The 19,616-nt window shown below is 68.7% G+C and carries 16 protein-coding genes and 1 tRNA gene; 13 read left to right on the top strand and 4 right to left on the bottom strand.

Annotated elements, in window-relative coordinates; translation table 11 throughout:
* Nucleotides 1-72: 72 nt before the first annotated feature.
* Nucleotides 73-2,874: a TonB-dependent receptor gene (locus tag AADI75_RS00150; protein WP_341207039.1), complete on the bottom strand. Its 2,802-nt coding sequence runs from the start codon at nucleotides 2,872-2,874 to the stop codon at nucleotides 73-75.
* A gap of 170 nt (nucleotides 2,875-3,044) precedes the next feature.
* On the opposite strand from AADI75_RS00150, the gene AADI75_RS00155 reads away from it, so the two are divergent.
* Together AADI75_RS00155 and AADI75_RS00160 are read left to right on the top strand one after the other, a co-directional pair.
* Nucleotides 3,045-4,604 carry a tryptophan halogenase family protein gene (locus tag AADI75_RS00155; protein WP_341207040.1) on the top strand — a complete coding sequence of 520 codons (1,560 nt, stop codon included), beginning with the start codon at nucleotides 3,045-3,047 and terminating at the stop codon, nucleotides 4,602-4,604.
* Nucleotides 4,601-5,308 (top strand): SapC family protein, encoded by a 708-nt coding sequence (locus AADI75_RS00160; protein WP_341207041.1) that lies wholly within the window; start codon nucleotides 4,601-4,603, stop codon nucleotides 5,306-5,308. The genes AADI75_RS00155 and AADI75_RS00160 overlap by 4 nt, the downstream gene beginning before the upstream one ends.
* A 19-nt stretch (nucleotides 5,309-5,327) precedes the next feature.
* Here AADI75_RS00160 and AADI75_RS00165 read toward each other — a convergent pair.
* A tRNA-Thr gene (locus AADI75_RS00165) sits at nucleotides 5,328-5,402 on the bottom strand.
* An 87-nt stretch (nucleotides 5,403-5,489) separates the two neighbouring features.
* Between AADI75_RS00165 and AADI75_RS00170 the strand changes: the two genes are divergently transcribed.
* A complete protein-coding gene (locus tag AADI75_RS00170; protein WP_341207042.1) occupies nucleotides 5,490-5,624 on the top strand; it encodes a hypothetical protein in 135 nt (44 codons plus the stop codon).
* Between the two features lie 10 nt (nucleotides 5,625-5,634).
* On the opposite strand, the gene AADI75_RS00175 is transcribed toward AADI75_RS00170, so the two are convergent.
* Complete coding sequence (locus tag AADI75_RS00175) at nucleotides 5,635-7,434, bottom strand: aminopeptidase P family protein (protein ID WP_341207043.1); 1,800 nt, start codon at nucleotides 7,432-7,434, stop codon at nucleotides 5,635-5,637.
* A gap of 277 nt (nucleotides 7,435-7,711) precedes the next feature.
* On the opposite strand from AADI75_RS00175, the gene AADI75_RS00180 reads away from it, so the two are divergent.
* From AADI75_RS00180 to AADI75_RS00215, 8 genes are all read left to right on the top strand, one after another.
* The gene (locus tag AADI75_RS00180) at nucleotides 7,712-8,281 is read left to right on the top strand and encodes an HNH endonuclease (RefSeq protein ID WP_335309992.1); all 570 of its coding nucleotides are present in this window, start codon (nucleotides 7,712-7,714) and stop codon (nucleotides 8,279-8,281) included.
* A gap of 16 nt (nucleotides 8,282-8,297) precedes the next feature.
* Nucleotides 8,298-8,726: a hypothetical protein gene (locus tag AADI75_RS00185; RefSeq protein ID WP_341207156.1), complete on the top strand. Its 429-nt coding sequence runs from the start codon at nucleotides 8,298-8,300 to the stop codon at nucleotides 8,724-8,726.
* 72 nt (nucleotides 8,727-8,798) lie between these two features.
* The gene (gene ppc / locus AADI75_RS00190) at nucleotides 8,799-11,471 is read left to right on the top strand and encodes a phosphoenolpyruvate carboxylase (protein WP_341207044.1); all 2,673 of its coding nucleotides are present in this window, start codon (nucleotides 8,799-8,801) and stop codon (nucleotides 11,469-11,471) included.
* Nucleotides 11,472-11,474: 3 nt separating this feature from the next.
* Nucleotides 11,475-12,104 (top strand): LysE family translocator, encoded by a 630-nt coding sequence (locus tag AADI75_RS00195; RefSeq protein ID WP_341207045.1) that lies wholly within the window; start codon nucleotides 11,475-11,477, stop codon nucleotides 12,102-12,104.
* Nucleotides 12,105-12,168: 64 nt separating this feature from the next.
* A complete protein-coding gene (locus AADI75_RS00200; RefSeq protein ID WP_341207046.1) occupies nucleotides 12,169-13,137 on the top strand; it encodes a glycoside hydrolase family 43 protein in 969 nt (322 codons plus the stop codon).
* Between the two features lie 106 nt (nucleotides 13,138-13,243).
* The gene (locus AADI75_RS00205; RefSeq protein ID WP_341207047.1) at nucleotides 13,244-13,414 is read left to right on the top strand and encodes a hypothetical protein; all 171 of its coding nucleotides are present in this window, start codon (nucleotides 13,244-13,246) and stop codon (nucleotides 13,412-13,414) included.
* A complete protein-coding gene (locus AADI75_RS00210) occupies nucleotides 13,411-13,671 on the top strand; it encodes a hypothetical protein (protein ID WP_341207048.1) in 261 nt (86 codons plus the stop codon). The genes AADI75_RS00205 and AADI75_RS00210 overlap by 4 nt, the downstream gene beginning before the upstream one ends.
* Complete coding sequence (locus tag AADI75_RS00215) at nucleotides 13,640-14,281, top strand: hypothetical protein (RefSeq protein ID WP_341207049.1); 642 nt, start codon at nucleotides 13,640-13,642, stop codon at nucleotides 14,279-14,281. The genes AADI75_RS00210 and AADI75_RS00215 overlap by 32 nt, the downstream gene beginning before the upstream one ends.
* 301 nt (nucleotides 14,282-14,582) lie before the next feature.
* Here AADI75_RS00215 and pepN read toward each other — a convergent pair whose 3' ends face one another.
* Entirely contained in the window at nucleotides 14,583-17,180 is a 2,598-nt protein-coding gene (gene pepN / locus AADI75_RS00220) for an aminopeptidase N (protein WP_341207050.1), read from the bottom strand.
* Between the two features lie 119 nt (nucleotides 17,181-17,299).
* Between pepN and AADI75_RS00225 the strand changes: the two genes are divergently transcribed.
* Complete coding sequence (locus AADI75_RS00225; RefSeq protein WP_341207051.1) at nucleotides 17,300-18,940, top strand: M28 family peptidase; 1,641 nt, start codon at nucleotides 17,300-17,302, stop codon at nucleotides 18,938-18,940.
* Complete coding sequence (locus AADI75_RS00230; RefSeq protein WP_341207052.1) at nucleotides 18,937-19,590, top strand: hypothetical protein; 654 nt, start codon at nucleotides 18,937-18,939, stop codon at nucleotides 19,588-19,590. Before AADI75_RS00225 ends, AADI75_RS00230 begins: the two co-directional genes overlap by 4 nt.
* Nucleotides 19,591-19,616 lie beyond the last annotated feature (26 nt).

A 19,616-nucleotide genomic window follows, 5' to 3' on the forward strand; every position in this document is an offset into this window, starting at 1 on the left:
AAAGCGAAGAACGCAGCGCCGCCGCGCCGAAAAAGACAGCGGGTGGCGGCATGGGCCGCCACCCGCCGGAGATCAGAACGAGAAGCGGACGCCCGCGTCGTAGCGGGGGCCGAAGTTCTGGTACGTCAGCAGTTGATTGTCGAAGCGGCCGGTGGTGAAATACTTGGCGTTGAACAGGTTGGTGCCTTCGACGAACACCTGCACCGCCGGGGTGACGTTGACCGCGACGCTGCCGTCGAACTGGCCATAGTCGCGCACGAAGATCGGCTCGTTGCCCGACCCGCCCGCCAGCTGGCGCAGGAAGCGCTCGCGACGATTGTAGGCGATCCGCGCCGAGATGCCGTACTTTTCGTAGAACACGGTGCCGTTCTGCGAATTGCCGATCCCCTCCGCCGCGAACGACTGATCGATCTGGTTCACGTCGAAATCGCGGTTGGTGCTGACGAAGGTCGCATTGGCCTGCACGCCGAGACCGCTCAGGACGCCGGGCAACCAGTCGAACGTGTGCACCAGGTTCAGCTCGAGACCCTTGATCTCCAGCGATTGCGCGTTGCGCGGACGCCGCACGCTGAACCTTCCGAAGAACTGCCCGCCCTGCTGAACAATCAACCCGCCAGCCGGCAAAGTTACGCCCTGCGCGTTGCCGGCATTCAAGATCGGTATCAACTCCTCCTCGAAGCTCTGAACGATGAAGTCGCTGATCTTCTTGTAGAAGACTGCGGCCGACAGCGTCGTCGTACTGGTGGGATACCATTCGACCGACAGATCGGCGTTATTGGCACGGTACGGCTTCAGCTCGGTATTGCCGCCGCTGGCGCTCAGCGTCGCCGGACGCAGCGTCTCGGTGTTGAAGGTCGGCGCCAGATCGCCGATCGCAGGGCGGGTCAGCGTCTGATACGCCGCGACGCGCGCCTGCAGCTTCGGCGTCAGGTTCAGGCGGACGTTCGCGTTGGGCAGGAAGTTGCTGTACGACGACTGGCGCGACACCGGCAGACCGGACGTGCTGTCGAACACCCCGACATAGATCGTCGGATCGGTCGGCGGCCGGCCACCGGTAGGGGTCAGATCCACCAGCTGCCGCTGCTGCCCGAACGAGCTGAGTTCGGTATATTCGTAGCGCGCGCCGACGTTGACGAACAACGGCATGCTGCCGATGTTCGATTCGAGATCGATGTCGGCATAGCTGGCGTAGACCGTTTCCTTGACCCGTGCCGACGGCTGCGGGGTCGCCGCATAGCCGTTGGCGCGCGCATAGCGTGCCGCGGTGGTGCCGGGCGCGAGCTTCTGCGCGGTGTCGAGCGCCGAGGTGGCGGCCGCGCTGGTCAGGAAGTTCAGATAGGCGCGCGGATCGAAGGTCAGGAAGGTCAGCGGCACCGACCCGCTCTTCGCGCCGAGCGAATTCATCGTGAACGACGACAGCAGCGACGGGTCGGCCAGCGTGGGATAACCGCAATAGATGCAGCCAACGTCATCCGCCGACGTGATCGGAACGTTGTTCTTGTCACGCGTGGTGCGCGCCAGACCGAAGCGGAACGCCTTGAGGACGCCGTCCACCGGCTTGAATTCGTTGTTCCAACGATATTCGGTTACCTTTTCGGTGATGTCGTTGCCGTTGACGCCGGCGATGTGCGTACGGCCCAATGCCGGGTTGGTCAGCACGCCCGAGGAGTAACCCGAGGTGGAACCGATCCCGCCGTCCTCGGCCTGGGTGAACGTATATTGCGACGGCGAGCCGATCACCGCGAAATAGGACTTCCCGCCGCCGGCGTTCTTCGCGCGCGACCAGGTGGCGTCGAGCGTCATCTTGAACTGGTCGGTCGGTCGCCATTCGACGTTACCGCCCGCTTCCCACGTCGTCGTCTCACGGATCGCCCCCGACGAAATGAAGTCGGCATTGCCGTTGGTGGTCAGCGAGGTGATCGTGCGGTTTTCGTCGATCGTCGCCGCAGTATAGCTCGTGGGCTCGAACCAGCTGCCCAGCGCGCGCGTCGTCGAATCGCTCTTGAACTTGTTGTACAGGCCGTCGACCGTGAAGGTCAGCGTGTCGGTAGCCTCGTATTGCGCGACTAAGGTGGCACCCAGACGGGTGCGCACGTCGCGCGCATTGCCGACGTCCTGATTGCGCGGCGCGTAGACGCCTTCGGGGAACAGCCGGGCACCCTCTGGACCGACCAGCGTGTTGCGGAGGTAGCCGCCGTTACTGACCGAATCGACCGACGCGATACGCTTCTGGTACGAGATCGAGCCGAGCAGGCCGAGCCGGCCGTCAGCGAACGTATTGCTCAACAGCCCGAACAGCTGTGGGGTGAACTTCTCGCTGTTCTTCTCGTACAGCGCCTTGCCGGTGAAGATGCCCTTGAAGCCCTTCAGATCGAGCGGCCGCGGCGTCTGGATGTTGATCGTCGCACCGATCCCGCCGCTCTGCAATGGCGCCTGCGCGCTCTTGTAGACCTGCGCGCCGCTGATGAGTTCGGCCGGAATCAGGTCGAACGAGAAGGAGCGGTTGAAATTGTCCGAGGCGAAGCTGCGGCCGTTGAACAAGACGGTGTTGAACTGCGGCCCGAGGCCACGGACGGTCACCGACTGACCTTCGCCGTTGTTGCGGTCGATCGCGACGCCAGGGATGCGTTGCAGCGATTCGGCGACGTTGGCGTCGGGGAATTTGCCGAGATCCTCGGACGAGATCGCGTCGAGAATGCCCGAGGAGTCGCGCTTCTGCGCGGCGGAGCTGGCGATGCTGGCGCGGATGCCGGTGACCACAATGTCGTCGGCGGCGGTTTCGCCCGGGACGGCGACGCCAGTGGCCTGCGGCGGGGTGCTTTCCTGCGCGAGGGCCGGGGTGGCGACGATCAATGCGCCGATGGCGCAGCCCATACCCGCCGTGATATGGCGAAAGCCACGGGCATGCCGGTACCGAGACGTCATCCTTATCCTCCCATATGCCCGCCTTGGATCTGCGGGTTCGTCGTTGATTCTAGTAATATAATCAGACACCGGCAATATGGCCGTCAAACGTTTGCGGGTTTAGCCGCGGGGAGAGGGAAATGAGCAACACTGCCGAAGGCCGCGACCGTCCGGTGCGACAGGTCGTCGTGGTCGGGGGTGGCTCTGCGGGGTGGATCTCGGCCTGCCGGCTTGCCGCAGCGGCGCGACGCGGTGGCAGCGACGTGGCAGTGACGCTGGTCGAATCCGCGACGGTGCCGACGGTCGGGGTCGGCGAGGGCACCTGGCCGACGATGCGCAACACGCTCGCCAAGATCGGCATCTCCGAGACGCAATTCGTGCGCGGCTGCGACGCGGCGTTCAAGCAGGGCGCGCGCTTCGTCGGTTGGGCGGATGGGACGCCGGGCGACGGCTATTACCACCCGCTCAATCCCCCTGCGGGGGCGACCGACGTCGACCTGGCGCCGTATTGGCAGCAAACCCCCGGGGGCGTCGACTTCGCCGAATGGGTCGATTTCCAGGCGTCGCTCTGCGACGCGGGACTTGCGCCCAAGGCGATCACGATGCCCGAATATGCCGGGCAGGCGAATTACGCCTATCACCTCGACGCCGGCAAGTTCGCCGCGCTGCTCCAGGAACATGCCACGCAGACGTTGGGGGTCGAGCATGTCGTGGGCGATATCGTGCGCGCCGACATGGCGGACAACGGCGACGTGGCCGGGGTGGTGCTGGCAGACGGACGCACGATCGACGGCGATCTGTTCGTCGATTGCTCGGGCTTTGCGGCGCTGCTGATCGGTGGGGTATACGACGTGCCGTTCCGGTCGTGGGCGGACGTCATGTTCGCCGATCGCGCGATCGCGATGCAGGTGCCTTACGACGATCCCGACGATCCGGTGACGTGCCACACCGTCGCGACCGCACAGGAGTCGGGGTGGATCTGGGACATCGGGCTGTGGACGCGGCGCGGGATCGGTCATGTCTACAGCAGCGCCCACCAGAGCGACGACGATGCCGAGGCGACGCTGCGCCGCTATATCGGTCCGGCGGCGGAGAAGCTTTCCGCGCGCACGTTGCGCATCGACGCGGGCCATCGCGAGCGGTTCTGGCAGAACAATTGCGTCGCAGTGGGGCTGTCGGCGGGGTTCGTCGAGCCGCTTGAGGCGTCGGCGCTGATGCTGATCGAGGCTTCGATGGATGCGATCGCCGATCGCCTGCCGCGCACGCGCAGCGCGATCGACACCGCCGCGCGGCAGTTCAATGCCGCCTTCACGCATCACTGGGCGCGGATCATCGAGTTCCTGAAGCTGCATTATGCGATCACGCGGCGCACCGACACCGCGTTCTGGCGCGACCATGCCGATCCCGGGACCTGGCCGGACGGGCTGGCGGAGCGGCTGGCGCTATGGCGCGACCATCCGCCCGCCGCGGTCGATTTCGACCATGCGCGCGAGGTGTTCGGCTGGCCAAGCTATCAATATGTGCTGAACGGCATGAACTATCCGACCACCTACGCGCGCCCCGCCGCCGCCCCGGAGACCGCGCTGGCGCAGCGCTGGCTGGCGCGCAACGAGCGGATGCGCGCCGATGCGATGCAGCGGCTGCCGAAGCATCGCGACCTGTTGCGCGCTGTGCGCGCGCACGGGATGCAGGCGGTATGACGCGGTTGCGGGCGCTCGATCCGGCGCGGCACGGCGCGCTGCGGCTCGATCGGGCACGCGGGGCGGCGGCGCGGCGGCTGGTCCCGGTCGGGCGGAGCGAGATCGCGCTGGCGGCGGCGGACATGCCGCTGCTGCTGGCGAAGGACGGCCAGACCGGGCGCTTTGAACTGGTCGCGCTGGTCGGATTGGTGGAGCCGGTAAACCTCTTCGTCTCGCCGGCGGGCTATCATGCCACGAGCCAGCCGCAGGCCGCCGGGCTGACCGCGCTGCGGCTCGACCCGGAAGGCGCGGACGGGCTGGCGGTGGACGAGGCGGATGCGTCGCTGGGCGCGGCGGGAGAGGCGTTGTTCGAGTACGGACGCGCCGAACATTGGCGGCGGGCGCTGGAGGCGGCGCTGGCCGACGTCACCGCCGGGCGCGCGCTGGCGGAGGGCTATGCGCGGCGCGGGGTGCTGCGGCCGCTGTCGGTGACGCTGACGATGGCCGACGGGCACGAGCAGATGCTGGACGGGCTGTACGGGATCGCCGAAGCCGCGCTGGCCGAATTGGCGGATGCGGACGTCGTGGCGATGCACCGTGCCGACGAACTCGCCCCCGCGACGGTGCTGACCGCGTCGCTGGCGCAGGTCGAGCGGTTGCGACAGCTACATAACGCGCGGTTTTCAGGGCAGATTGCGGCGATCGGGCTGGGGATCGCCGACTGACGGGCATATCAGGAGAAAATGGTGCTGCCGGTGAGGATTGAACTCACGACCTCAGCCTTACCAAGGATGCGCTCTACCACTGAGCTACGGCAGCACTTCCCACGTCGTCCGCGGGAGCGGGCCTAAGAGCCGAGACCGGCGGCGTTGTCAAGCGCGTTCGGTGGCGGTAGCGAGATTTGCGATGAGCGATCAGGACGAACGCGCCGCGCGGCTGGCCGCGCAACTCAGGGCCAATCTGCGGCGGCGCAAGGCGCAGGCGCGGGAGCAGGCCGGGCCGCTTTCGGACGCCAATGACGGGGAAAAGGAGCGGCCCTGAGTGCGTCCGGTCACGCCGGGAGCGGCATACAGCGCGATTCGAGCCACTTGCGGTCCGCTTCGTCGAGCAACGGGGCCAATTCGCGCGCCACAATAGCATGGTAATTGTCGACCCAGTGTCGCTCCGACGCCGATAATAGCCCCGTGTCGATCAGGTCGGTATCGAGCGGTGCCAGAGTCAGCGTCTCGAATGCCAGCATCTCCGCCTCGCCACCCGCGATGGTGCGCGGCACGACCAGCAGCAGGTTCTCGATACGGATGCCGTAGTCGCCGGCCTTGTAATAGCCCGGCTCGTTGGAGAGGATCATGCCGGGGCGCAGCGGCTCGGACGGGCCGGCGCCGGGGTAGCTCGGCTTGGCGATCCGCGCCGGGCCTTCGTGGACCGACAGGAAGCTGCCGACGCCGTGACCGGTGCCGTGCGCATAGTCGAGCCCGGCCTGCCACAAGGGTCCGCGCGCGAGCGCGTCGAGCTGCGCGCCGGTGGTGCCGTGCGGGAAGACCGCGGTGGCAAGCGCAATATGTCCCCGGAGCACGCGGGTGTAGCGATCGCGCATCTCGGGCGTCGGCGGGCCGATCGGGACGACGCGGGTCAGATCGGTGGTGCCGTCGTCATACTGGCCGCCGGAATCGATCAGGTAGAGCTGCCCGGGCTCGAGCGCGCGGTTCGATTGCTCGGTGACGCGGTAGTGCGGCAGCGCGCCGTTCGGGCCGGCGGCGCTGATCGTGTCGAACGACAGGTCGCGCAGCACGCCGGTTTCCTCGCGAAAGCGCAGCAGTTGCGCCGCCGCCGACAATTCGGTCTGGCCGCCGTGCGGCGCGGCGTCGGCGATCCAGCGCAGGAAGCGCGTCACCGCCGCGCCGTCGCGCAGCGAGGCGGCGCGGTGGCCGGCGATCTCGACCGGGTTCTTGCACGCGCGCGGCACGACGGTCGGGTCACGCCGCGCCAGCGTCGTCCCGCCGCCGGCCTCGACCGCGTCGAAGATCGCCGCGACGGTCAGCGCCGGATCGATCGCGACCGTCTTGCCGGCGAAGCGCCGGAGCGACGCGGCGAAATCCGTGCGATCGTGGAGCCGCACCGCGTTGCCGAGATGCTCGCGCACCGCCGCGCCGACCTTTCCGGGTGCGACGAACAGGTCGGCGGTGCCGTCGGCATGGACGATCGCATAGGAGAGCGCGACGGGCGTGTGATCGACGTCGCCGCCGCGGACGTTGAACAGCCAGGCGATCGAATCGAGCGCGGCGACGACGAACGCGTCGGCCTTTTCCGTGCCAAGCCAGTCGGCGACCTCGGCGCGCTTGGCCGCGGAGGCGACGCCGGCCAGCGCCTCGGGCTGGACGAGCATCGGCTCGGGGGAAGGGGCGGGGCGGTCGCGCCAGACCGCGTCGATCGGGTTGGCATCGACCGCGACCAGCGTCACGTCCTTGTCGGCCAGCGCGGCGCGCCATTCGTCGATCGCGCCGCGCGGATGGAGCCACGGGTCGTAGCCGATCCGCGCGCCGGCGGGAGCGTGGTCGGCGAGCCAGCCGGCGATGCTGTCCTCCGGCACGCCGACATAATCCCAGTGGGCGGGGTCGACCTGTTCGCGGACCTGGATCGTATAGCGCCCGTCGGTGAAGATCGCGGCGCGCGCCGCCAGCACCACCGCGCTGCCCGCCGAGCCGGCGAAGCCGGTCAGCCACGCCAGCCGCTGCGCATAGCTGCCGACATATTCGCTCATATGCTCGTCGGTCAGCGGCACGATGAAGCCGTCGAGGGCGGCGGCGGCAAGCTGCGCGCGCAGCGCGGCGAGGCGGTCGGTGTGGGACGTCATGCGGAGACAGGTGGCATAGCGGGGCGGTGTAGTCACGCCTGCGATCCCTTCGTCCTTCCTGCGAAGGCGGGAATCCAGAACCTCTCACGTCTCGCCTCTTGCGAAAACCCGCGCGTCTGGATTCCCGCCTTCGCGGGAATGACGGAGGGGAGAAGGGAAGCGCGGAGAGTCGATCCCGCTGACTCTTGAAGCGGCTCGCGGGTGCTGTCATCATGGCGTCACGCGGCGGCGCGAAAGCACGCCGCACGACCAAGCGAGGTAAGGGGGACGTTCTGACGTGTTCCATCCCGACCTGATGCGGCACCCGGACTCCTGTCCGACCTTGGTGCTGAATGCCGATTACACGCCGCTGTCCTATTATCCGCTGAGCATCTGGCCGTGGCAGACCGCGGTGAAGGCGGTGTTCCTCGAGCGCGTCGACATCGTCGCGCATTACGAGCGCGAGGTGCACAGCCCCAATCTGACGATGCGGCTGCCCTCGGTGATCGCGCTACGGCAATTCGTGAAGCCGTCGCAATTTCCGGCCTTCACGCGCTTCAACCTGTTCCTGCGCGATACCTTCGCGTGCCAATATTGCGGCAGCCACGTCCGCGACCTGACGTTCGACCATGTCGTGCCGCGCGCGCAGGGCGGGCGGACGACCTGGGAGAATGTCGTCACCGCCTGCGCGCCGTGCAACCTGAAGAAGGGCGGACGCACGCCGAAACAGGCGGGGATGCCGCTGCCGATCGAGCCGATCCGGCCGACGAGCTGGCAGCTTCAGGAACATGGCCGTCGCTTTCCGCCCAATTATCTGCATGAGACGTGGCACGACTGGCTCTACTGGGATGTTGAGCTGGACGCTTGAGGGAGACGTGACGGACATGCGGGTGATGGTGGTGGTCGCAGGCGCGCTGGCGCTTGCCGCATGTTCGCAATCCAAGGAGCCGTCGCCCGAGGAACAGGCGGCGCTGTCCAATTACGTGCCGCCGTTCGTGATGTCGCGGCTCGACTTCGGCGGGGTGGTGGAGCGGCGGTTCCGCCGGCTGGACGTCAACAACGACGACAAGCTGACCCGCAACGAAGTGTCCAAGCGGCTGCTGCCGCGTTTCGACGAGATCGACCGCACCAAGGACGGCGCGATTTCGAACGAGGAATGGGGCGCGTGGATGATGGCGCGGTTCGACGGGCAGGACATCAACCACGACGGCACCGTGACCAGCGACGAGCGCGAGCGCGCACGCGAGCTGAAGGAGGTCGATCTGCCGACCCCGGCGGAAGAGCCCGCCAATACGACCGCGCCGCGCAACTAAATATCGTCTACGAACGTGTCGGGGCAGCAAACAATCGTTGACCCGGCTCTTGCGGCAGCGCAGCAAGGCCGCATGAGCACGCTGCCCCCGATCACGAACAATCCCGATGTCCGCTATCTCGGCCGCGTGCTGGGCGATGTGATCCGCGCCTATGGCGGGGAGACGTTGTACGAGCGGACCGAGGCGATCCGATCGGCCTCGGTCGAGCGGCATCGCGGCAACCACCAGGCGTCGGCGGATGCGGAGCTGGGCGCGCTGGACCTGGACGAGACGCTCGATTTCGTGCGCGGGTTCATGCTGTTTTCGATGCTCGCCAATCTCGCCGAGGACCGGCAGGGGATCGCGGCGGAAGAGGGCGCGGACGTCGCGGCGGCGCTGGCGCGGCTGAAGGATGCCGGGGTCGGCGTGGATCGCGTCCGCGCGCTGCTCGAACAGGCGCTGGTCGCGCCGGTGCTGACCGCGCACCCGACCGAGGTGCGGCGCAAGAGCATGATCGACCACCGCAACCGCATCGCGCAGTTGATGGCGCTGCGCGATCGCGGGCTGGAGACGACGCCCGACGGCGATCTGGTCGACGAGGCGATCGTGCGGCAAGTGGCGCTGTTGTGGCAGACGCGCGTGCTGCGGCGCGAGCGGCTGTATGTGGTCGACGAGGTCGAAACCGCGCTCAGCTATCTGCGCGACGTGTTCCTGCCGGTGCTGCCCGCGCTGTACCAGCGCTGGGACCGCGCGCTGGGCGGGCGGGTGCCGTCGTTCCTGCGCCCGGGAAGCTGGATCGGCGGCGACCGCGACGGCAATCCGTTCGTCACCGCCGATTCGCTGCGCACCGCGCTCGCCAAGGCGGCGCAGGCGGTGCTGGGCTTCTATCTGGAGCAGCTTCACGCGATGGGCGCGGAACTGTCGATCTCGGCACATCACGCGACGGTGGATGCGGGCGTGCAGGCGCTGGCGGATGCGAGCGGCGATGCCTCCGAGACGCGCAGCGACGAGCCGTATCGGCGCGCCTTGTCGGGCATCTATGCGCGCACCGCGGCGACCTATGCCAAGCTGACCGGGCAGCCGGCGCCGCGGCCGGGGAAGTTGAAGGGCGAGCCTTATGCCGATCCCAAGGCGCTGCGGGCCGACCTGATCGCGATCGCGCGGCCGCTGTCGGCGGGCGGCGACGGGCTGCTGGGGAGCGGCGGGGCAATCGGGCGGTTGATCCGCGCGGTCGACGTGTTCGGCTTCCACCTTGCGACGCTCGACCTGCGGCAGAACAGTGCGGTGCACGAGCGCGTCGTCGCGGAGATGCTGAAGGTCGCGGGGGTGTGCGACGATTATGCCGCGCTGGACGAGGATGCGCGGGTGATGCTGCTGCGGCAGGAGCTGGCGACGCCGCGCCCGCTGACGACGCGCTTCGCCGATTATTCGGAGGAGACCGCGGGCGAGCTGGCGATCGTGCAGGCCGCCGCCGACGCGCACGCGACCTACGGCGCGGCGGCGATCCGGCAATATATCGTGTCGATGACCAAGTCGGTGTCCGACCTGCTCGAAGTGCATCTGCTGCTGAAGGAGGTCGGGCTCTATCGCCCCGGCCCTCCGGCGAGCGCGGCGGTGATGGCGGTGCCGCTGTTCGAGACGATCGAGGATCTCGAGGCCGCGCCGGCGATCATGAGCGAATGGTTCGCGATCCCCGAGGTGCGCGCGATCGCCACGGCGCGCGGGCATCAGGAAGTGATGATCGGCTATTCGGACAGCAACAAGGACGGCGGCTATCTGACCTCGACGTGGCAATTGTCGAAGGCGTCGACCGCGTTGAAGCCGGTGTTCGATGCGGTGGGCGTGGGCATGCAGCTGTTCCACGGGCGCGGCGGCGCGGTGGGACGCGGCGGCGGGAGCAGCTTCGCGGCGATCCGCGCGCAGCCGCCGGGGACGGTGCAGGGCCGCATCCGCATCACCGAACAGGGCGAGGTGATCGCGGGCAAATATGGCACGCGCGAGAGTGCGGCGACCAACCTGGAGGCGATGGCGTCGGCGACGCTGATCGCCAGCCTCGAGCCCGAGGCGCTGTCGAACGGTGACAACGAGACGTTTGCCGGCGCAATGGACCGGCTGTCGGCCGACGCCTTCCGCGCCTATCGCGGGCTGGTCTATGAGACCGAGGGGTTCCGCACCTTCTTCCGCCAGATGACGCCGATTGCCGAGATCGCTGGGCTCAAGATCGGCAGCCGCCCGGCGAGCCGGAAGCAGTCCGACGCGATCGAGGATCTGCGCGCGATCCCGTGGGTGTTCAGCTGGGCGCAGGCGCGCGTGATGCTGCCGGGCTGGTACGGCGTCGGGCAGGCGATCGCCGCGTTCGAGGATCGCGCGCTGCTGCGCGACATGGCGCAGGGCTGGCCATTGTTCGCCGCGACGCTGGCGAACATGGAGATGGTGCTCGCCAAGTCCGACATGGGGCTGGCCGAGCGCTATGCCGGGCTGGTCGAGGACCAGGCGCTGCGCGACCATGTGTTCGGCCGGATCCGCGACGGCTGGCAGCAGACGCACGACGGGTTGCTCGACGTGACCGGGCAGGCGCATCTGCTGGAGAAGCATCCGGCGCTCGACGCGTCGATCCGGCTGCGGCTGCCGTATATCGAGCCGCTGAACCTGTTGCAGATCGAGCTGATGAAGCGGCACCGCGCCGGCGAGGAAGACGAGCGCGTGCGGCAGGGCATCCTGCTGTCGATCAACGCGATCGCGACCGCGTTGCGCAATTCGGGGTAAGGCATGGACTGGCACGCGTGGCTGGTATTTGCGGGCGCGTCGGTGGTGATGGCGATCATCCCGGGGCCGGGGGTCGCGAGCATCATCGGCTTCGCGTTCAGTTCGGGGCGGCGCACCGCGCTGGCCTCGGTCGCGGGAATGGCGGTCGGCAACATGATCGCGATGACCGTCTCGCTGGCGGGGGCCGGGGCGGTGCTGGCGTCGTCGGCGCTGGCGTTCACGATCCTGAAGTGGATCGGCGCGGCGTATCTGATCGCGATCGGGGCGCTGGCGATCGTGCGCAGCGGCGCGGCGGCGGGGGCGGACGACGCGCCGCGCCGGGCGGTGAGCCCACGCGCGGCGTTCGCGACCAATGTCGCGGTCGGCACCTTCCATCCCAAGACGATCCTGTTCTTCGTCGCCTTCGCCTCGCAGTTCATCCGCGCCGATGCGGCGTTCGTACCGCAGGCGGCGGTGCTGGTCGCGACCTTCACGCTGATCGCGGGGGTGAGCGACAGCCTGTACGCGCTGGCGGGATCGCGGGCGTCGGGGTGGCTGCGGCACCCGCGGGCGCGGGTGTGGACGCAGCGCGCGGGGGGCGGCGCGGTGCTGGGCGCCGGCCTCGCGATGGCGGCGATGCGTAGCCCTCGCTGACCGGTTGCGCTCGGTGACGATCTGTCGCATTGGTCGGCACCAATAATAAGATTAAGGTGCGCTGATGCTGCTCGACCGCCGCGTGATCCTTGCCGCGTTCGGGGCGGTGCCGTTCGCCACGGCGGCGCTGGCGGCAACGGATGACGATCCGTTGCTGTTCGCCTATTTCGGCACCGGCACGGACGAGGCGACGGGCTTGCGCTTCGCGGTCAGCGACGATGGGCTGGCGTTCCGCAATCTGGGCGACGGCGCGAGCTATCTGCGCCCCGAGGTGGGCGAGGCGAAGCTGATGCGCGACCCGTTCCTGTTCCGCGATGCGACGCAGGACGGGCTATGGCATCTGGTGTGGACGACCGCGTGGGAGGGGGTGACGATCGGGCACGCCACCAGCCGCGACCTGCGCCACTGGTCGCCGCAGCGCGCGCTGCCGGTGATGGCGTCGGTGCCGGGCACGCGCAATTGCTGGGCGCCCGAGGCGATCTGGGACGCGAAGGCACGGCGTTATGTCGTGTTCTGGTCGAGCACGGTGAAGGGGCGCTTCCCGGAGACCGAGGGGACGTCGGAAACCGGCTACAACCACCGCCTGTGGTATGTGACGACGCGCGACTTCGCGACGTTCAGTGCGCCCGCGGTGCTGTACGATCCCGGGTTCAGCGTGATCGACGGGACGTTTGCGCAGGGCCCTGGCGGCGCGCTGCATCTGATCGTCAAGGACGAGACGCTGCATCCGCCGCGCAAGCATCTGCGCAGCATCGCGGCGGCGTCGCCGACCGGGCCGTTCGGAACGCTCTCCGCGCCGTTCACCACGTCGTGGGTCGAGGGACCGATGAGCGCGACGGTGCGCGGCGAGACGCTGTGCTACTGGGACGTCTATCTGGAAGGCCGCTGGGGCGCGGCGGCGACGCGCGATTTCGTGACCTGGCGCGACGTGACGCCCGCGCTGTCGATGCCGAAGGGCGCGCGGCACGGCTCGCTGGCGCGGGTGCCGCGCCGGTTGATCGACGGGCTGGCGATGGGCCCGGCTGCCGATTAGGTTAAGCCGCCGATCCGTGTTAAGGTCCGTCATCGTCGGTAGATTGCCCACAAGCACCGACGGCTGAGAGACGCCGCGCTCCCGCTTGTCACTCGGGAGCCAGCGCATGGACCTCAACTACCTTTTCCATCGGCATCAGGTGTCGGTGATGATGGCCGCCGCCGCACGCGGCAGCGAGGCGCGCATGGCGCATGTTCAGCTTGCCGGCCGGTACGCGACGAAGATCGCCACCGTGCAGGCGCAGATGGGCGCCGACCGGACCTTCGTCGCCGCATGAGCGACGAACAGCCGCGCGCGACGCGCACCTTCCGCGCCGCGCGCGTCCGCTACGATCCCGAGCGCGCCGAACGGCAGAGCAAGGTGACGCGGCTGGCGATCGAGCGGCTTGGCGCGTCGGCGGCGCTGCCGTTCCTCAACGCCGACCACGAAGGGTTGGGCGCGACGCCGCTCCACCTGGCCGGCGACAGCGTCGAATCGTGCGCGCGGGTCGAGGCGGTGATCCGTGCGCTCGGGCCCGGCACGGAGGTGGCGTGATGCCGCGCTGGCGCCGCTGGCTGCGCGACTGGCTGCGGCGTCGTCGGGCGCGGCGCGCATGGCGGTGAGCGCGGCGGCGCGCGATCAGGCCGCGCTGACGCTGGCGCGGGCGACCGCGTTCCTGCGCACGCAGATCGGCCAGCCGTGGCTGGACCAATGCTGGGGCGAGAACGACCGGCTGGTGCGCTCCCGCGTGATCGGCAACTGGATCGGCGAACTCGACCGATTGCTGCACGTCCTGCTCGACGCGGCGGCGGATCATGCCGGGCAGCCGGTGCAGGCACGCCAGCGCAACACCGGCAGCAAACTGGTGACGTTCTGCGCCGAGGCATCATGGGGCGTCGAGCGGCTGGACGGCATGGCGCGCGCGCGTGCGACGTTCCGCTATACGCAAGGCGCGGCGCGGCGCGCGGATGTGCGCGGCGGCAGCCACATGACGGTCGGCTGGTCCGGGCCCGGCGGGGCGCTGCGGCGCTTTACGCTGGGCGAGCGGATACACCTGGGCAGTGATGCGTTACTAGAGGTCTGCGACCTGTACGACGAACTGGCGGCGCAGGTCGTGCGCGTGCCGCCCGTGCAAGCCAAAGGGGTCGGTCATCAAGGAATATGAACGCTTCGAAGCGATCGCCGCGCAACACCGCCGCGATGCGCAGGAAACCACGCTGGATAACGTTCGCGAACGCTGCCAGCGATCAGAGGATGCGTGGCTGAAGATGGCGGCGCAGTCGCGGCGCACCGAGCAGCGTCGCGTCGAGCGAGACGCGAAGGTGGAGCTGGCCGCGGCCGTCTGAGGTGGTTTAGCCCCTCCCCTTCAGGGGAGGGGTTGGGGTGGGGACTGGCCTTTGCCGTGTAGGATCAGGTAGTTTGAGTCCCCCACCCCCAGCCCCTCCCCTGAAGGGGACGGGAGATTGTTACCCCTCCAGACTCTTCGATGCCTGTTCGAACAGGTCCTTGCTGATCCCCGGCGTGCCCACGATCCGCTCCAGCTCCGCGCGCATCGCGGCCGAGCGCACCGGATCGAAGCGGCGCCAGCGGCCGAGTGGCGGGAGCAGGCGCGCCGAGGTTTGCGGGTTGAGCTTGTCGAGCGCCAGCAATTGCTCGGTCAGCCAGCGATAGCCCGCGCCGCCCTCCGCATGGAAGGCGCGTTGATTGACCGCGAACGCCCCGACCAGCGCGCGCGCGCGATTGGGGTTGGCGAGCGTGAAGTCGGGATGCTGGGCGAGTTCCGCGACCAGCGCGGGCGTGTCGTCGCGCGACGACAGCGCCTGCGTCTGGAACCATTTGTCGAGCACCAGCGCATTGTCGGCATAGCGGGTATAGAAATGATCGAGCGCGCGTTCGCGTTCGGGCGAATAACCGCTCACCAGCGTCGATAGCGCACCCTGACGGTCGGTCATGTTGTCGGCCGCCTCGAACTGCGCCCATGCCAGCGCCGCGGCATCCTCTGCACCGGATGCGGCGAGATAGCCGAGCGCGACGCTGCGCAGGCGGCGGATGCCCTTGTCCTCGGGCGTGTAGGCGTAGGGGCGGCGCAATGCGGGATCGATCGCGGTACGCCAGCGCGGCTCCAGTTCGCGGCCGAGCGTGGCGCGTAGCCCCTCGCGCGCGCGGAAGATCGCCTCGGGATCGACGACGCTCAGCTGGTCGCCGATGAAATTCTCCGAGGGCAGCAGCACCGCCTCGGCGACGAACGCGCGGTCGAGCGTCGGGTCGTCGAGCGTGTCGGCGACCGCCGCGACCACCGCGCTTGGATCGGCGTCGCCCTCGACGGTGGCGGCGATCAGCGTGTCGAGCATCAATTGCTGCATCGCCTCGTAGCGCGCGAAGGCATCGTCGTCGTGGCGCGCGAGGAACGCGAGGTCGGCAGCGCTACGGTCGCTCTCGACGATCACCGGCGCGGAGAAGCCGCGGTTGAGCGACACGACCGGGCGTTCGGTCACCGTCTCGAACGTCACGCTGGCGCTGGCGTCGGAGAGGATCACGAGCTGCTCCTCGCCGAGCGGCTGGCCGGTGTCGCCGCCGAACAGCCGGATGCGCAACGGGAGCACCTGCGGCTGCTTGATCGGCTGGCCGGGGGTTTCGGGCACCTTCTGCGCGAGGTTGAGCGTCGCGCGGCCGCTGCCGGGTTCGTGGACCAGCGAGGCGGAGACGCGCGGGGTGCCGGCCTGACTGTACCACAAGCGGAATTGCGTGAGGTCGATCCCGCCGGCCTCTTCCATGCAGGCGACGAAATCCTCGCAGGTGGCGGCGGTGCCATCGAAGCGGTCGAAATACAGGTCGCAGGCGGCGCGGAAGCGTTGCGGCCCGAGCATCGTCGCCATCATGCGGATCAGCTCCGCGCCCTTGTTGTAAATGGTCGCGGTGTAGAAGTTGCTGATCTCGATATAGCTTTCCGGGCGGACCGGGTGCGCGAGCGGGCCGGCATCCTCCGGGAACTGCGCGGCGCGCAGGCCGCGCACGTCCTCGATCCGTTTGACCGCGGCCGAGCCCTTATCGGCGGAGAAGCCCTGATCGCGGTAGACGGTGAAGCCTTCCTTGAGGCTCAACTGGAACCAGTCGCGACAGGTGATGCGGTTGCCCGACCAATTGTGGAAATATTCGTGTGCGACCACCGCGGCGATCGCATCGTAATCGTAATCGGTCGCGGTATCGGGGTCGGCGAGGATGTAGCGGCTGTTGAAGATGTTCAGCCCCTTGTTCTCCATCGCGCCGAAGTTGAAATCGTCGACCGCGACGATGTTGAACACGTCGAGATCATATTCGCGGCCATAGACGCGCTCGTCCCACGCCATCGACAGCTTGAGCGCGTCGAGTGCATGATCGGTCTTGGGCAGATCACCGGCGCGGACCCAGATGCCGAGCCGGACCTCGCGGCCCGAGCGGGTGGTGAAGGTGCCGCGATTGACCGCGAGATCGCCCGCGACCAGCGCGAAGAGGTACGACGGCTTGGGCCACGGATCGTGCCATTCCGCCCAGTGCGTGCCGTCGGCGTTGTCGCCTTGCGCGATCGGGTCGCCGTTGGCGAGCAGCACCGGGAAGCGCGCCTTGTCAGCGGTCATCCTCACGCGGTAGGTTGCGAGCACGTCGGGACGGTCGGGGAACCAGGTAATGCGGCGGAAGCCCTCTGCCTCGCATTGCGTGCACAGATTCCCGCCCGAGGCGTAGAGCCCCATCAATTGCGTGTTGCGGTCGGGCGCGATCTCCACCTCGGTCTCGACGACATGCGCGTCGCCGGGGAGCGGGACGACGAGCTGCTCGCCCTCGATCCGCCAGTCGTTGATCGCTTGCCCGTCGACCGTCACCGAGAGCGGCACCTGACCGGCGCCGTCGAGCCGCAGCGGGGTGTCGTGCGCGCCGTTGCGGGTGACGTCGAGGCGGGCGCGGACGCGCGTCGCGACGGGGTCGAGCGCGAAGTCGAGCGCGACCTGCGGCACCAGCCAGGCGGGCGGGGTATAATCGCTGCGGCGCGTGGCGGCGGGCGTGACGGGCGTGGTGCGGGCATCGGCCATGCCGCGGACTATGACGACATCGCGGGCCGTGTTCCATCCGAAAGCCGCGCGATCGTCTCGACGGCAACCATCGGCCCCCGTAAGGTCAGCGATCCTTCCTCTTCCAGCCGGGCGTGTCCATGTTTCGTTCGTTCGCTTTCCTGCCGTTGCTCGCTTTTTCCGCCACCGCGCTCGCCCAGACGACGCCCGCCGCGCGCAACGCTGCGCTCAACGCGCCGCTGCCCGCCGATCAGGCGGCGATGAAGGCGCATGTGATGTTCCTGGCGTCGGACGCGATGAAGGGGCGTGACGTCGGCTCGCCCGAGTTCGATATCGCCGCGCAATATGTCGCCGCGCAATTCTACGCCGCGGGGCTGAAGCCGATGGGCGACGATGGCGGCTATCTGCAGAAGGTGCCGCTGACCGGGTACAAGATCGCGGGTGAGGGGAATGCGTCGTGGACCGCGGCGGGCGGGGCCGCGGTGCCGCTGGCGTTCGGCAACGACTTCACCCCGGCGGCGAATCCGGCCGCGAAGGTGACCAGGGTCGCGGCACCGGTGGTGTTCGTCGGCTATGGGCTGGAAGCGCCGCAATATGGGCTGAACGATTATGCGGGCGTCGACGTGCGCGGCAAGATCGTCGCTTATGTCGGGGGCGCGCCGGCCGGGCTGCCGAGCGAGGTGGCGGCGACCTTCGGCAGCGCGGCGGCGCGGCAGAGCGCGGCGGCCAAGCATGGTGCCGTCGGCGTGATCGCGATCGCCGATCTGCGCAAGGCCGGGCGTGGCGCGCCGTCGTTCGCGTCTGTGACGAAGGGCTATGCCGCGGAGCGGATCACCTGGGCGCGCCCCGACGGCACCGGCAATGCGAGCGGCGCGCCGTTGCTGGGAACGCTGTCCCCAGCGGGCGCGGCGAAGGTGTTCGGACGGCAGTGGCGGGCGCTCGCCAAGGGCGCGGCGCGCCAGACGCTGAAGGTGCGGCCCGTGACGGCGGCGGGAACGCTGTCGATCGCAAGCGCGACCAGCTATCGCCCGATCGACAGCAGCAATGTCGTGGGGATCATCCCGGGCAGCGATCCGGCGCTGGGACGCGAGACGGTGGTGCTGTCGGCGCATCTCGATCACGTCGGGGTCGGCGCGGCGGTGAACGGCGACACGATTTACAACGGCGCGCTTGACGACGGTATCGGGATCGCGAGCCTGATCGAAGCCGCCAAGCGCTTCAAGACCGCGGCCGCGCCGAAGCGCAGCATCCTGTTCCTTGCGGTGACCGCCGAGGAGAAGGGTTTGGTCGGCAGCGATTATTTCGCGAACCATCCGACGGTGCCGATCCGCGACATCGTCGCCGACGTGAACCTGGACATGCCGATCCTGACCTATCGGTTCGAGGATATGGTGGCGTTCGGCGGTGACCGTTCGACGCTGGGGCCGATCATCGCGCGCGCGGTGGCGGGGATCGGCGTCGGCCTGTCACCCGACCCGATGCCCGAGCAGGCGATCTTCGTCCGCTCCGACCATTATCGCTTCGTGCAGAAGGGCGTGCCCTCGGTGTTCCTGTGGCCGGGGGAGAAGGGGCCGGGCAAGGCGGCGATCGAGACGTTCATGAGCACATGCTACCACAAGCCCTGCGACGACCTGACGCAGCCGATCCTGTGGGATCAGGGGGTGCGCTTCGTCGACGCCAATTACCGGATCGCCCGCGAGATCGCCGATGCGCCACAGCGGCCGGTGTGGAACAAGGGTGATTATTTCGGGCTGCTGTTCGGCGGCCCGATGGCGAATTGAGCGCGCTTGCCAAGCGACGCTCGACGGCCGATGACGGTCGCTGGTCAGGAGAGCGGCAGGTGACAGGCGGGCGCGACATCATCCGACGCACGGTAATCGAACTGGGACCGATGCGGATCACGCGCGAGTGCCGGTTCGCGGTGCCGGGGCCGTATTATCCCTTCTACGAGCCGGCGCGAGCGCGTTCCGGCGGCGGCTGGCGCGCGGCCGGGATCATGGGGGTGATGCTGGCGGTGAGCGCGGGCGGGCTGTCGATGGCCGCGACCCATGCGCCGCCGGTGCGCGCGGTGAACTATTCGGTCAGCGTGCCGGTGCCGCAGCAGGTGATCGCGCCCCCGGCGCCGTTGGTGGTGGCGCGCGCGGTGCGGCCGATCGTGCCGGGCCCAACGCCGGCGCCCTTGGCGAAGACGGCCGTGGCCGACGACTTGCCGCAGGAGAGCGGCAGCCGCGCGGCGGCGATCGCGGCGGCGTTGCGCAGCGGCGAGGTGCAGGAATGGTATGAGTCGGCCGGGCAGGTGCACGGCTTCGTCGTCGCGGGCGAGGCCGAGGCGGATGGCGGAAAGCTGTGTCGCGCGCTGTCCGTGCTGACGCGCGCGCCGGGGGGCGCGGACCGGGTCGATCAGCGGCGGGAGTGTTTGCCGGCGGGGTAGGCGCTCCAGGCTGCCCATCGGCTCGC

Origin of the sequence: uncultured Sphingomonas sp., from assembly GCF_964021865.1 — a bacterium.
In the GTDB taxonomy this organism is placed as follows: Bacteria; Pseudomonadota; Alphaproteobacteria; order Sphingomonadales; family Sphingomonadaceae; genus Sphingomonas.